General features: G+C 72.2%; 11 protein-coding genes. 8 read left to right on the top strand and 3 right to left on the bottom strand.

Going from position 1 to position 13,899, the window contains the following annotated elements:
- The first annotated feature begins 179 nt into the window (after positions 1-179).
- The 7 genes from HIR71_RS13265 (at position 180) to HIR71_RS13235 (ending at position 9,742) form a co-directional block, all read left to right on the top strand.
- The gene (locus HIR71_RS13265; RefSeq protein ID WP_169325542.1) at positions 180-377 is read left to right on the top strand and encodes a hypothetical protein; all 198 of its coding nucleotides are present in this window, start codon (positions 180-182) and stop codon (positions 375-377) included.
- A gap of 261 nt (positions 378-638) precedes the next feature.
- The gene (locus tag HIR71_RS13260; RefSeq protein WP_211374182.1) at positions 639-1,772 is read left to right on the top strand and encodes an MFS transporter; all 1,134 of its coding nucleotides are present in this window, start codon (positions 639-641) and stop codon (positions 1,770-1,772) included.
- 72 nt (positions 1,773-1,844) lie between these two features.
- On the top strand, positions 1,845-5,573 hold the full coding sequence (locus HIR71_RS13255; protein WP_169325540.1) for a nitrate reductase subunit alpha: 3,729 nt from the start codon (positions 1,845-1,847) through the stop codon (positions 5,571-5,573).
- 31 nt (positions 5,574-5,604) lie between these two features.
- On the top strand, positions 5,605-7,431 hold the full coding sequence (narH, locus tag HIR71_RS13250) for a nitrate reductase subunit beta (protein WP_169325539.1): 1,827 nt from the start codon (positions 5,605-5,607) through the stop codon (positions 7,429-7,431).
- On the top strand, positions 7,428-8,108 hold the full coding sequence (gene narJ / locus HIR71_RS13245; RefSeq protein WP_169325538.1) for a nitrate reductase molybdenum cofactor assembly chaperone: 681 nt from the start codon (positions 7,428-7,430) through the stop codon (positions 8,106-8,108). Before narH ends, narJ begins: the two co-directional genes overlap by 4 nt.
- Positions 8,105-8,857 carry a respiratory nitrate reductase subunit gamma gene (gene narI / locus HIR71_RS13240; RefSeq protein WP_169325537.1) on the top strand — a complete coding sequence of 251 codons (753 nt, stop codon included), beginning with the start codon at positions 8,105-8,107 and terminating at the stop codon, positions 8,855-8,857. Before narJ ends, narI begins: the two co-directional genes overlap by 4 nt.
- A gap of 120 nt (positions 8,858-8,977) precedes the next feature.
- A complete protein-coding gene (locus tag HIR71_RS13235) occupies positions 8,978-9,742 on the top strand; it encodes a Crp/Fnr family transcriptional regulator (RefSeq protein WP_311836275.1) in 765 nt (254 codons plus the stop codon).
- 18 nt (positions 9,743-9,760) lie between these two features.
- Here HIR71_RS13235 and HIR71_RS13230 read toward each other — a convergent pair whose 3' ends face one another.
- Together HIR71_RS13230 and HIR71_RS13225 are read right to left on the bottom strand one after the other, a co-directional pair.
- Positions 9,761-10,240, bottom strand: a complete 480-nt coding sequence (locus HIR71_RS13230) for a VOC family protein (protein ID WP_169325536.1) — start codon at positions 10,238-10,240, stop codon at positions 9,761-9,763.
- A 65-nt stretch (positions 10,241-10,305) separates the two neighbouring features.
- The gene (locus tag HIR71_RS13225) at positions 10,306-11,316 is read right to left on the bottom strand and encodes a hypothetical protein (protein ID WP_169325535.1); all 1,011 of its coding nucleotides are present in this window, start codon (positions 11,314-11,316) and stop codon (positions 10,306-10,308) included.
- 101 nt (positions 11,317-11,417) lie between these two features.
- Between HIR71_RS13225 and HIR71_RS13220 the strand changes: the two genes are divergently transcribed.
- Positions 11,418-12,401 carry an endonuclease/exonuclease/phosphatase family protein gene (locus HIR71_RS13220; RefSeq protein WP_169325534.1) on the top strand — a complete coding sequence of 328 codons (984 nt, stop codon included), beginning with the start codon at positions 11,418-11,420 and terminating at the stop codon, positions 12,399-12,401.
- A 572-nt stretch (positions 12,402-12,973) separates the two neighbouring features.
- On the opposite strand, the gene HIR71_RS16490 is transcribed toward HIR71_RS13220, so the two are convergent.
- Positions 12,974-13,732: an ANTAR domain-containing protein gene (locus HIR71_RS16490; RefSeq protein WP_211374181.1), complete on the bottom strand. Its 759-nt coding sequence runs from the start codon at positions 13,730-13,732 to the stop codon at positions 12,974-12,976.
- Between the last annotated feature and the right edge of the window lie 167 nt (positions 13,733-13,899).

Raw genomic sequence — 13,899 nt, 5'->3', positions numbered from 1 at the left:
CGTTCCGGCGTTGACCGGGACCGACCCGACCACGATGAACCCACCGGCGAGCCCGAGGCAACCGCCACATCCCAGCGCCATCTTCCCCACCCACGATGCGCCCGCAGGGCGCTCAAATGCTCAGCCGGGACCGGCATGTCGCCGCGGGGAGTGTCGGTGGCCCGGGCTACCGTCGCGACATGGCTGTGAACCGACCTCACGCATGTGTCTACTTCGACGACGACGGCTGGCTCGAGCTGGTGTGCTCGTGCGGGCAGCGGGCCGTGTACCTCCCGGACGAGGACGGCGGCGACGGAGCGCTCGTGCTGCTCGACGAGTGCTCCGACGACGCAGCCGTCGCCGGCACGCTGCAGCACGAGCTCGCCGTCTCGGCGTAGCACCGCCGACGGGCACCACCCGCGCACCCGGCGACCCACCTGGGACTTCCGGCCCCCTGCGGGACCTCGTCGATGCTACGTTCTCGGCAGCTCACTGATTTCACCGCGAGGCTGGAACCACTGACAGGGGGGCCGACGGTGGCCACGGATCGACGACGATCAGACCCGGCGACGGGCGCCGCGACGAGCCCGGCGAGCCCTCGCGACACGGCCACCGGTGCGAGCCCGAGTCGGATCCTCCTTCTCGCGACCGTCGGCTTCATGGTCAACTTCTGGGCCTGGGCGCTCATCAGCCCGCTCGGCGCCGCGTACGGCCGCCAGCTCGAGCTCACTGGCTTCCAGCAATCGGCACTCGTCGCGGTCCCGGTCATCGTGGGCTCGGTCGGCCGCATCCCGATCGGCGCGCTGACCGATCGCGTCGGCGCCCGTGTCATGTTCCCCGCGGTCAGCCTCATCACGGTGCTCCCCGTGCTCTTCGTCGGTCTCGTCGCCGAGAGCTACGTCGCGATGCTGATCGGCGGGTTCTTCCTCGGCCTGGGCGGGACGGCGTTCGCGGTCGGCGTGCCGCTCGTGAACGCGTGGTACCCGCCGGAACGCCGCGGAACGGCTCTGGGGATCTTCGGCATCGGCATGGGCGGCACGGCGATCTCCGCCTTCACCACCGTGCGCATCACCGAGTCGGTCGGGCCCGAGGCCCCGTTCCTGCTGGTCGCCGCACTCCTGTTCGTGTACGCGCTCGTCGGGGCGGCGCTCCTGCGTGACGCCCCCGGCAGGTCGGTCCGCCGGGGCTCGTTCCTGGCACGCACGTGGACCACGGCGAAGCTCCCCGCGACCGGCCAGCTCTCGTTGCTCTACGCGATCGGGTTCGGCGGCTTCGTCGCGTTCAGCGTCTACCTGCCGACCTACCTCATCAACGCGTTCGGGCTCGACCCGAACGACGCCGCCATGCGCACCGCGGGGTTCGTGGTGCTCGCGGTCGCCATGCGACCGGTGGGCGGCGCGCTCTGCGACCGGTACGACGCCGTCGGCGTCCTGACCGTCTTCTTCGTCGGGGCGGCGGTGCTCGCCGCGGTCGCGGCACTCGAGCTTCCCCTGATCCCGATCGGGACGGTCGCGTTCCTCGGGCTGGCGGCGTGTCTCGGGGGCGCGTCGGGCGCGACGTTCGCCCTCGTGGCCCGGATGGCGCCGCCGGAGAAGGTTGGTGCGGTGACCGGGCTGGTCGGTGCCGCCGGAGGGCTCGGCGGCTTCGTGCCGCCGCTCGTGATGGGTGCCGTGTTCGACGTCGTGGGCGACTACAGCCTGGGCCTGGCGCTCCTGGCCCTCGCCTGCCTCGGGACCGCGGTGTTCACGCGCGGGCCGGTCCGCCGCTCGGCACGGCCTGCCGGGCCGGACTGACCCCGGGGCCGATCCCGCGACCTCCACGACCTCCGGCCGTCAACGCTGCGCCACCCGAGAGGACTGCACCCCGTGACACTCCAGGACGACCACCCCACGACCGCACCGGGCCTGGACGGAGGTGTGACCGAGGCGCTGCTGAGGACGCGCCGGTTCTTCCAGAAGAGCGAGATCTCGGCCGACCTGCGGACCCTGCACCAGATCGGCGGCCGCGACGCCGACGGCTTCTACCGGGACCGGTGGAGCCACGACAAGGTGGTGCGCTCGACGCACGGCGTCAACTGCACCGGGTCGTGCTCGTGGAAGGTCTACGTCAAGGACGGCATCATCACGTGGGAGTCGCAGCAGACCGACTACCCCTCGGTCGGCCCGGACAGCCCCGAGTACGAGCCCCGCGGCTGCCCCCGTGGCGCCGCCTTCAGCTGGTACACCTACTCCCCGACGCGGATCCGGTACCCGTACGTGCGGGGGCTGCTCCTCGACATGTACCGCGAGGCGAAGGCCCGCACGGGGGATCCGGTCACGGCGTGGGCGAGCATCGTCGACGACCCCGAGGCCTCGCGCCGGTACAAGTCCGCACGCGGCAAGGGCGGCCTCGTGCGGGCCACGTGGGACGAGGCCGTCGAGATGGTCGCCGCGGCCCAGGTGCACACCATCCGGGCGTACGGCCCGGACCGGATCGCGGGCTTCTCCCCCATCCCGGCCATGTCGATGGTGTCGCACGGGGCGGGCGCGCGGTTCCACTCGCTGATCGGCGCCCCGATGCTCTCGTTCTACGACTGGTACGCCGACCTGCCGGTCGCGTCACCGCAGGTGTTCGGTGACCAGACCGACGTCCCGGAGTCCGGCGACTGGTGGGACGCGGGGTACCTCATCATGTGGGGCTCGAACCTGCCCGTGACGCGCACCCCGGACGCGCACTGGATGACCGAGGCGCGCTACCGCGGCCAGAAGGTCGTGGCGGTCTCGCCCGACTACGCGGACAACGTGAAGTTCGCCGACGAGTGGCTCGCCGCCCAGCCCGGCACCGACGGAGCCCTCGCCATGGCGATGGGCCACGTGATCCTCCGCGAGTTCTTCGTCGACCGGCAGGTGCCGTACTTCACCGACTACGTGCAGCGGTACACGGACCTGCCGTTCCTGATTCGGCTCGACGAGCACGACGGCGCGCACGTCCCGGGCAAGTTCCTCACCGCGGCGGACCTCCCGGGCGCCGAGGCGACGAGCGAGAACGCCCAGTTCAAGACGGTGCTGATCGACGCGCGGACCGGCAAGCCGGTCGTCCCCGGCGGCTCGCTCGGGTTCCACTACGGCGAGCAGGGCGCCGGCCGCTGGAACCTCGAGCTGGGCGACGTCGACCCGCTGCTCAGCGCGCACGACCCCACGGCCGGGACACCGCTCGAGGCGGTCGAGGTCGACCTGCCGCGGTTCGACTCCCTGGACGGCGCGCCGGGCACGATCCGGCGCGGCGTGCCCGTCCGCCGTGTCGGCGGCCACCTCGTCACCACGGTCCTCGACCTCCTCCTCGCCCAGTACGGCGTCGGGCGTCCCGGGCTCCCGGGCACCTGGCCCACCGGGTACGACGACGCCTCGCAGCCGTGCACGCCCGCCTGGCAGGAGCAGTTCACCGGCGTGCCCGCGCACAAGGCCGAGCGGATCGGGCGGGAGTTCGCGGCGAACGCCGAGGAGTCCCGCGGCCGCTCGATGATCATCATGGGTGCGGGAACCAACCACTGGTTCCACTCCGACACCATCTACCGCGCGTTCCTCACGCTGACCACGCTCACCGGGTGCCAGGGCGTCAACGGCGGCGGCTGGGCGCACTACGTCGGCCAGGAGAAGGTGCGGCCCGTCACCGGCCACTCGCACTACGCGAACGCGCTCGACTGGTCGCGGCCGCCGCGCACGATGATCCAGACGGCGTACTGGTACCTGCACACCAACCAGTTCCGTTACGACCCGTTCAGCGCCGACACCCTCTCGGCCGCGACCGCGGGTGGGCAGCTCGCCGGCAAGTCGACCGCGGACGTGATCGCGCAGTCGGCACGGATGGGGTGGATGCCGTCCTACCCGACGTTCGACCGGAACCCTCTCGACCTCGCGGACGACGCCGAGGCGGCGGGCCAACCGGTCGGTGAGTACGTCCCCCGCGCGCTCACCGAGGGGCGGCTGCGGTTCGCGGCCGAGGACCCGGACTCCCCCGCGAACTTCCCGCGGGTCCTCACCGTGTGGCGCGCGAACCTGCTCGGGTCGTCGGGCAAGGGCAACGAGTACTTCCTCAAGCACCTGCTCGGCACCGACTCCAACCTCCAGGCCACCGAGGCGCCGACCGGCAGCCGGCCACGCGACGTCGTCTGGCACGAGGAGGCGCCGACCGGGAAGCTCGACCTGCTGCTGTCGCTGGACTTCCGGATGACGAGCACGACCGTGTACTCGGACGTCGTGCTCCCTGCGGCCACCTGGTACGAGAAGTACGACCTCAACACCACCGACATGCACCCGTTCGTCAACTCGTTCAGCCCCGCGATCGCACCGCCGTGGCAGTCCCGGACGGACTTCGACGCGTTCCACGCGATCGCCCGCCGGTTCAGCGAGCTCGCCCAGCGGCACCTCGGCGTCCGCAAGGACGTCGTCGCGGTCCCGCTCACGCACGACACCCCCGACGAGATGGCGAACCCGCACGGCCGGGTGCTCGACTGGAAGGCCGGCGAGTGCGAGCCGGTGCCGGGGAGGACCATGCCGAAGCTCGTCGTCGTCGAGCGCGACTACGGGGCGGTCGCGGCGAAGATGGCGACCCTCGGCCCGCTCCTCGACACCCTGGGCGCCACGACCAAGGGCGTGACCTTCACGGTCGACAAGGAGGTCGAGTACCTGGCGCGCAAGAACGGCATCGCGCGCGCGCCCGGGAGCCCCGCGGACGGCCGGCCGCTGCTCAACCGCGACGTGCACGTGTGCGAGGCGATCCTCGCGCTCTCCGGGACGACCAACGGCCGCCTGGCGACGCAGGGCTTCCACACGCTCGAGAAGCGCACGGGCACCGGGATGGCCGACCTCGCGGCCGAGCACGAGGGCAAGCAGGTCACGTTCGCCGACACCCAGGCGGCCCCGACCACCGTCATCACGTCGCCCGAGTGGTCCGGGACGGAGCACGGCGGGCGTCGGTACTCGCCGTTCACGATCAACGTCGAACGGCTCAAGCCGTGGCACACGCTCACGGGCCGGCAGCACTTCTACCTCGACCACGACTGGATGACCGAGCTCGGGGAGGGGCTGCCCGTCTTCCGGCCGCCGCTCAACATGTCGGCGCTGTTCGGCGAGCCGCAGATCGGCGAGACGGGGGCGCTCGGGGTCACGGTGCGGTACCTGACGCCGCACAACAAGTGGTCCATCCACTCCGAGTACCAGGACAACCTGTTCATGCTGTCGCTGTCGCGCGGCGGCCCGACGGTCTGGATGAGCGACAAGGACGCCGCCAAGGTCGGGATCGCGGACAACGACTGGATCGAGGCTGTCAACCGCAACGGCGTCGTGGCCGCGCGGGCGATCGTGTCGCACCGGATGCCGGAGGGGACGGTGTACATGTACCACGCCCAGGACCGGCTGATCGACGTCCCGCTCACGGAGACCACCGGGCGACGCGGCGGCATCCACAACTCCCTGACCCGCCTCCTCATCAAGCCGAGCCACCTGATCGGCGGGTACGCGCAGCTGTCGTACGCGTTCAACTACCTCGGTCCGACGGGAAACCAGCGCGACGAGGTCACCGTCATCCGCCGCCGTGAGCAGGAGGTCCGGTACTGATGGGCGCGACGAGCGAAGCAGGGAGTGCCGCATGAGGGTCATGGCGCAGATGTCGATGGTGATGAACCTCGACAAGTGCATCGGGTGCCACACGTGCTCGGTCACGTGCAAGCAGGCGTGGACCAACCGGACCGGTACCGAGTACGTGTGGTTCAACAACGTCGAGACGCGGCCGGGCCAGGGGTACCCCCGCACCTACGAGGACCAGGAGAAGTGGGAGGGCGGCTGGACCCTCACGAAGAACGGCCGGCTGCGGCTCAAGGCGGGCGGGCGCCTGAAGAACCTCATGACGATCTTCGCGAGCCCCAAGCAGCCGTCGATCGACGAGTACTACGAGCCGTGGACCTACGACTACGAGAACCTCACGAACGCGCCGCTCCAGGAGCACACGCCGGTCGCCCGGCCGAAGTCGCTCCTGAGCGGTCAGGACATGAACGTCACCTGGAGCGCCAACTGGGACGACGACCTGGGCGGGTCGCCGGCCCTTGCCGCGGCCGACCCGGTGCTCGCCAAGATCTCCGACAAGGTCAAGCTGGAGTTCGAGCAGACCTTCATGTTCTACCTGCCGCGCATCTGCGAGCACTGCCTCAACCCGTCGTGCGCGGCGTCCTGCCCGTCCGGGGCGATCTACAAGCGGTCCGAGGACGGCATCGTCCTCGTGGACCAGGACGCGTGCCGGGGCTGGCGCAAGTGCGTCACCGGGTGCCCGTACAAGAAGGTCTACTTCAACCACCGCACCGGCAAGGCCGAGAAGTGCACCTTCTGCTTCCCGCGGATCGAGGTCGGGCTGCCGACGGTGTGCTCCGAGACGTGCGTCGGGCGCCTGCGGTACATCGGCCTCGTGCTGTACGACGCCGACCGGGTGCTCGAAGCCGCCTCCGTCACCGACGAGCGCGAGCTGCTCGCCTCCCAGCGCAGCGTGTTCCTCGACCCGAACGACCCGGCGGTCGTCCGCGAGGCGGAGGCCGCCGGGATCCCGCGCGACTGGGTCGAGGCCGCGCAGCGCTCGCCGATCTGGGCGCTCATCAACAAGTACGAGGTCGCGCTCCCCCTGCACCCCGAGTACCGCACCATGCCGATGGTCTGGTACATCCCCCCGCTCTCGCCGGTGGTCGACGTCGTGGCCGAGACCGGCGAGGACGCCGAGGACCCCGGGAACCTCTTCGCCGCGATCGACACCCTCCGGATCCCGGTCGAGTACCTGGCCGAGCTGTTCACCGCGGGCGACACCGTGCCCGTCACCGCGGTGCTCAAGCGGCTCGCGGCGATGCGGTCGTACATGCGGGACCTGAACATGGGGCGGGATGCCGACGCGTCCATCCCGGCCTCGGTGGGGATGGACGAGGCGTCGATGTACGAGATGTACCGGCTGCTTGCGCTCGCGAAGTACGACGAGCGGTACGTGATCCCGAGCGCCCACGCGGAGCAGGCGCACGGGCTCGAGGAGCTGGCCACGGAGTGCAGCCTCGACTACGACGGCGGGCCAGGGATGGGCGGCTCCGGCCCGTTCGGCGAGGGGTCCGGCGTGAACGACCCGATCGCGGTCGAGAACTTCCACATGCTCAGGCAGCGGCAGACCACGGACACCGTGGCCGACCCGAGCACCCGCAAGGCTCGGGTCAACCTGCTCAGCTGGGACGGCAAGGGGGCGCCCGCCGGGCTCTTCCCGCCCAGGTCCGGGACGGACGGTCCCCACCTGCGTGACCCCGAGGGCCCGTCCGGCGAGACCCAGCCGCTCCCGGCGGGCGGCAGCGTGCCGGGCCCGGCCGGGACGGGCACCGAACCCACCGGCACCCCACCCACCGGCACCCCACCGACGGGCCCGGCCCGGGACGACGACGCCGGGGCCGGCCGGTGAGGAACCGAGCAGCCCGCGCCAGAGCCGCGCGGGCCGGCGCGAGCCGGGACCACGCCGTCGTGCACCGGGTGGCGGCGCTGCTGCTCGAGTACCCGACGCCCGAGCTCGTCGAGATGCTTCCCCGGCTGCGGGAGGCGGTGGGGTCGCTCCCGCCGACGCTCGGTGCGCCGCTCGCCGGGCTCGTCGACCACCTGGCGAGCGAGCCCCTGACGGCGCTCCAGGCCCGGTACGTCGAGACGTTCGACCTGAGGCGACGCTGCAGCCTGTACCTCTCGTACTACGCCTACGGCGACACGCGTAAGCGCGGGCTCGCGCTCGTCACGTTCAAGCAGGCCTACCGCGCCGTGGGCTTCGAGCTGACCGAGGACGAGCTGCCCGACCACCTCGGGGTCGTCCTCGAGTTCGCCGCGACCGGCGGCACCCCGGCGCAGGAGGCCGGGATCCGCCTGCTCCTCGAGCACCGCGCCGGGCTCGAGCTGCTGCGCCTCGCCCTGCTGGACACCGGCTCGCCCTACGCGGCGGCCGTCGTCGCGGTCTGCGCGACGCTGCCCCCGCTCGAGGGCGACGAGCACGTCGCGGTCGCCCGCCTCGCGGCCGAGGGGCCGCCGGGCGAGGAGGTCGGCCTCGAGCCGTTCGCGCCGCCGTCGTACCTGCCTGCCACGGGAGCCCGCCGATGAACACCACCGAGACCCTGCTCTGGGTCGTGATCCCCTACGTCTGCCTCGCCGTGTTCGTGCTCGGGCACGTCTGGCGGTACCGCTACGACAAGTTCGGGTGGACGACGCGCTCGTCGCAGCTCTACGAGAGCCGGCTGCTGCGCTGGGCCAGCCCGCTGTTCCACTTCGGGATCCTCGCGGTGTTCCTCGGGCACGTGATGGGTCTGGGCGTGCCGAAGAGCTGGACCGAGGCCGTCGGGATCTCGGCGGAGGCCTACCACGTCATGGCCGTCGGCATCGGGGCGATCGCCGGGTTGTGCACGCTCGTCGGGATGGTCCTGCTGATCTACCGCCGGCGCACGGTGGGGCCGGTGTTCCGGGCGACCACCCGCATGGACAAGCTCATGTACCTCGTCCTCGCCGTGGTGATCTTCCTCGGGCTCTGGAACACGGTCGCCGGGTCGGTGCTCAACCTCGGCGGCTACTACGACTACCGCGACGGCGTGTCGGTCTGGTTCCGGAGCATCTTCCTCTTCCAGCCACACCCCGAGCTCATGGCGGCGGCGCCGCTCGGGTTCCAGCTGCACGGCATGGCCGCGATGCTCCTGTTCGCTCTGTGGCCGTTCACGCGGCTCGTGCACGTCTTCAGCGCCCCCGTCTTCTACCTGTGGCGGCCGTATGTCGTGTACCGGAGCCGGAGCGACCGGTACGGCGCACGGGCCGCCCGGCCCGGGTGGGAGCGCGTGGATCGGCCGCAGAAGGTGCGCTGAGGCGGTCGTCGCCGACGGGCGCTGCGCCTTTGCCGGCCGGGCGGCTAGCGTGGTCGCCACGGGACCGGGCGCGCCGCAGAGCGATCGACCGCAGGGAGCCGGCCGGGAGAGGGTGATGTAGTGACGCAGAGCTCGACGGCGCGGCGGCGGGTCCCACTGCGGTCGACGTGCGCCCGGCCGCACCACTGCCCGCCGGCCGTCCGCATGGACGTCCTGCGGCACGTCCCGTACTTCGCCGGGCTCTCGGACCGCGAGCTCACGGAGATCGACTCGCACCTCACGGCGCTCTCGTGGGCCCAGGGAGACCCGCTCTACCGCGCCGGTGAGCCGGCGGAGCACCTCTTCGTGCTCGCGTCGGGCCGGGTCAAGCTGAGCCAGCCGTCCGTGGCCGGGACGCCGGTCGTCACCGACGTCCTCGTGCCGGGCCGGCTGTTCGGCGCGATGAGCCTCCTGGGCGACAGCGTCCACGGCGAGAGCGCCCAGGCGCTCGTGACGACCTGTGCGCTGCGCATCGACCAGCCGTCGTTCCGCGCCGTGCTGGCGGGCCATCCCGAGGTCACGCTCCGCGTGCTCGACGACGTGGCGGGCCGACTCGCGCGGGCGCGCTCGCGCGTCGGCCGGCAGACGACGGACACCGTGGCGCAACGGGTCGCCGCCGTGCTGCTCGACCTCGTCGACGAGCTCGGGCAGGAGCGCGCGTCCGGCGGGACGCTGCTGCAGCTCCCGCTCTCCCGCGCCGATCTCGCCGGGATGGCGGGATCCACGCCGGAGTCCGTCTCGCGGGTGATGAGCGCCTTGCGGAAGGAGGGCGTCGTCGACTCGGGACGCCGGTGGACGGCAGTGCTCGACGTCCCACGCCTGAGGGAGGTCGCCGCGGGCACGTGACGGCGTGCGGGCTCCTGGTCAGGTGCCCGCGTACGCGCGCTCGAGCTCCGCGATGTCGAGCTTGCTCATCCGGAGCATCGCGGCCGTCGCGCGGGCGACGCCGGCCGCGTCCGGCCGGCCCATCATGTCGTCGAGCTGCTTCGGCACGACCTGCCAGGACACGCCGAACCGGTCCGTGAGCCAACCGCACTGCGAGTGCTCACCGCCGTCGGCGACGAGCGCGTCCCAGTAGTGGTCGACCTCGTCCTGCGTCTCGCACGTCAGGTAGAAGGAGAACGCCTCGTCGAGCCTGAACGCAGGCCCCGCGTTGATCGCGGTGACCGGCATGCCGTCGAGCACGAGGTCCACGATGAAGGCGGCGCCCGGCTCGACGTCCGGGACGCCCTCGGGGGACGTGATGACACGGGAGACGGACGAGTTCGGGATCACCTCCGCGTAGAAGGCGGCCGCCTTCTCGGCGTCGGCGGCGAACCACAGGTGCGGGTGGACGATGCCCATCGCTGGTCACTCCCTCGGTCGGCTGTGCGGGTGGTGGCAGTGCAGACCGCGCCGGGCGGGCGAACTCATCGCCGACGACGAGATGCCGCCCCCGCGCCGGGGGCGGCGCTCCCGGGGGAGACCCGGACGCGGGCGCGGAGCGTCGCGGCCTCCTGCGCGGCGGACGCGGCACGGCGGGTCGTCGAGTCCCGGGTCGACCGCGCCTTCGTCTCGAGCCGGACCGCCTGCCGAGCCTCGACCTTCAGCTCCGCGAGACGCGCCTCGAGCTCCGCGATCTCCGCCTCGATCGCATCCCGGCGGGCGGTGACCTCGGTGAGCGCCCCCTCGGCGGCATCCCGGGCGGCCGCCAGCTCCGCGGCCTTGCTCTCCACCGCCGCGGCGGCTGCCTCCCGACGCTCGCGCTCGGCCTGCTCCCGACGCTCGCGCTCGGCACGCTCGTCCGCCGCCTTCTGACGCTCCGTCGTCGCGGGGCCCGCCTTGGCGGGGCCCGCCCCCGCTCGCCCCGCCTCCGCGCCCCCCGCCTGTGAACGCCCGCTCTGCGCACGGGCGGTCGGGTCGACGACGGGGGCGGCATCCGGCACGGCCACGGCCCCCTCGAGCTCGACCGGTGCCAACCCGGTGCTCTCGAGGTCCGCGACGAGCAGACCGGTCCGCACGGCGTCGGCTGCGTCGGGGTCCGCCATGGCGGCGTGCAGGGTCGCCTGCACCCGTTGCGCGATGGTCTCGGTGAGCGGCCGGCCCTGCTCCGCGGCCAGCGTCTCCGCCTCGCGACGGACGGCGACGAGCAGCTGGTGCTGCCGACGGTTGAGCTCGCGCAGGTCCGCTCCCGACATGGACTGCTGGGCCTCGCGCAGCTCCCCACCGACGGTGAGCAGCTGAGCGACGGCGGCACCCCGTCCGCGTACCAGCTGGTTCACGGCCCACGCGGCCGTGCTCGGCTTCGGCAGCGCGGCGACGCGCGCGGCGAGCTCCTTGTCGCCCGCCTGACGCGCGTCCTTGGCGCTCCGGTTCCGCGCCGCGGTGAACTCCGCCGGCGTCAGCGCGTACAGCTCGGCCGCGATCTCCTGGAGCCCCACGCGTCCCTCCGTCCCGCCGGGACGCCACACCCCATCTTCCGGCTCCGTATCTTTCCGCTGCACGAGCGCACCTGCACTGGTGACGGAAGGGTGGCACGGTCATGGTCCAGCTGCGCGTCGCCACGTTCAACGTCGAGAACTTCGACGGGACCGGCCCGACCGAGCGGCCGTCCCTGGCCGAACGCGTCGCGGTGATGCGCCCGCAGATCGATCGGCTGCGCGCCGACGTCGTCTGCTTCCAGGAGGTGCACGGGCAGGAGCGCGCCGGTCAGCCCAGAGCGCTGCACGCGCTCGCCGAGCTCCTGCGCGGGACGAACCTCGAGGGCGCGGCCATGACCAGCACCCGCCCGCAGGGCGACGCGGTGTACGACCAGCGCAACCTCGTGGTGGTCAGCCACCTCCCTGTGCTGCACGTCGAGCAGCTGCGCAACCAGCTGGTGGCACCGCTGACCTACCGACGCCTCACGGCCGTGCCGCCCGACCAGACCGCCGTGGTGATCGGTATCGAACGTCCCGTCCTGCTCGTCGAGCTCGGCCTGCCCGACGGCGGGACGATGCACGTCGTCAACGTGCACCTGAAGTCGAAGCTCCCGACCGAGATCCCCGGTCAGAAGGTCGACGGCTTCACGTGGCGCACCGCCGACGGCTGGGCGGAGGGGACGTACCTGTCCTCGATGAAGCGGATGTCCCAGGCCCTCGAGGTCCGGCGTCTCGTCGACCGCATCCTCGACGCCGGTCGTGACGCCCGGATCGTGGTCGCGGGCGACTACAACGCGGAGCCCGACGAGATCACCGTCCTCGCGATCCGCGGGGACGTCGAGAACACGGGGAACCCCGACCTCGTCGGCCGCGTGCTCGTGCCGATCGAGCAGACGATCCCCGAGCCCGCCCGGTACACGTTGTTCCACCAGGGCCGTGGTCAGATGCTGGACCACATGCTGGTGACCAGGAACCTGCTCGCCCACTATCGCGGGTCGGAGATCCACAACGAGATCCTGCACGACGAGTCGGCAGCCTTTGCGGTCGACCGGAAGTACCCCGAGTCCGACCACGCTCCCGTCGTGGCCACGTTCGACTTCCCCTGAGGCCGCTGCGTCCCCTGAGCCGCCGCGTCGGCGTTCACCCTGGCCCGACGACCTCCCGAGCCCGACGAACGCCATCGCCACGGCCACCACGTCGACCGAGGCGCGGCGCGCGGCATCCTGCAGGAGGCGACGCGCGCTCGCCTCGTCGACGTCGACCTCGGCGGCGAGCTCCGCGATCGCCCGGTCCACGGGAGCCGAGGCGTCGACCTCCGGCACGAGGGGAGCCTCCGGTCCGTCGAGCGCGACGACCGCCTCGCCGACCTCGAGCACGCCGGCGTCCGCCGACGACGCCGCTGCGCAGCCGACGATCTCGCTGTCCACCATCGTGATGCTGACCCCGAGGAGGGTCGGCACGACGGCGTGGAGCTCCGCGAGCAGCGCGTCGAACGCGGCGTCGAGGTCCGCGGTGCTCGGCGGGGTCGCGTCCGCGTGCGATGGCGTGCAGCCGCTGGAGCTCCCAGCGCCGGGGCAGGACGCGGCCTGCAGTCGCCGCGCCCAGGTGGCTCTCGTCCGGCAGCTCTGCGCACTCCTGGGGCGCAGGGCGTCCGTCGTTCCACGCGCATGAGCGGGAGTCATCTCGACGCGCGCGAGCGGAAGCCTCCCGCGGCGGGCTCCGCACCGGTCACGCTGTGCACGATCGCCGCAGCGATCTCGCGGAGCTTGACGTTGCGATGGCTGGAGGCGCTGCGCAGGATACGGAACGCCTCCTCCGCGGTGCAACGGTTCTGCGCCATGACGATGCCGATCGCCTGGTCGATCACGGATCGCGACAGCATGGCCGCGCTCAGGTCCTCGTTGAGCACCATCTGCTCGGCGATACGCAGGCAGAGCGCGACGACGCGGCCGATCTCGTGGGCGAAGTCCCCGGCTCTCGCGAGGCCGTCGTCGTCCCAGAGCCCCGGTTCGTCGTGGTAGAGGTTGAGCGCGATGCGCGCGTCGGGACCCGCGCTCGCCGGAACTGCCGCAGCGGGACGGAAGCCGACCTCGGTGGTCGTGGCACTCCACTCGGGCCAGCGCGGGTCCGACCAGACCTCGCGGCCCGCCAGCACCCGCATCTCGTCGATGGCGGTGACGCACGGACCCGCCCCGGCGATGATCTCCGCCTGGTCGCAGCGCGCCGAGCGCTCGCTGCTGCTCGCCGCCCGTCGGTCGTCCGCACGAAGGCGCAGCGTGATGCTGCACTCCGTGCCGGGCACGATCCGGTCCGCTGCGCGGGCGGCGAAGTCCGCGAGGTAGTCCTCGACCGTCGCGGTACCGAGCAGCAGGTCGTCGAGCTCCCCGTCGTCGCACCCGCGCCCGCCGGAAAGGTCGATCCCGGGCTCGTCGGTCATCCTGCGCTCCTCCGTACCTGACGTCCTCGCTCCAACGCAGTCCTCGACCGCCGCACCACGTCGACGTCCCACCGTGCCACGGCTCGGGTGGGAGTGACACCGGGCGGGTCCGGCGAGACGATGGAGGCGTCCGAGCACCGCCTCGAGGGCGCCTTCCCGTAGCACCA

This window comes from Cellulomonas fimi (assembly GCF_012952065.1).
GTDB classification, from domain to species: domain Bacteria; phylum Actinomycetota; class Actinomycetes; order Actinomycetales; family Cellulomonadaceae; genus Pengzhenrongella; species Pengzhenrongella fimi_A.
The sequence above is the reverse complement of the archived record's forward strand: the minus strand, read 5'-3'. Positions and strand labels throughout refer to the sequence as shown.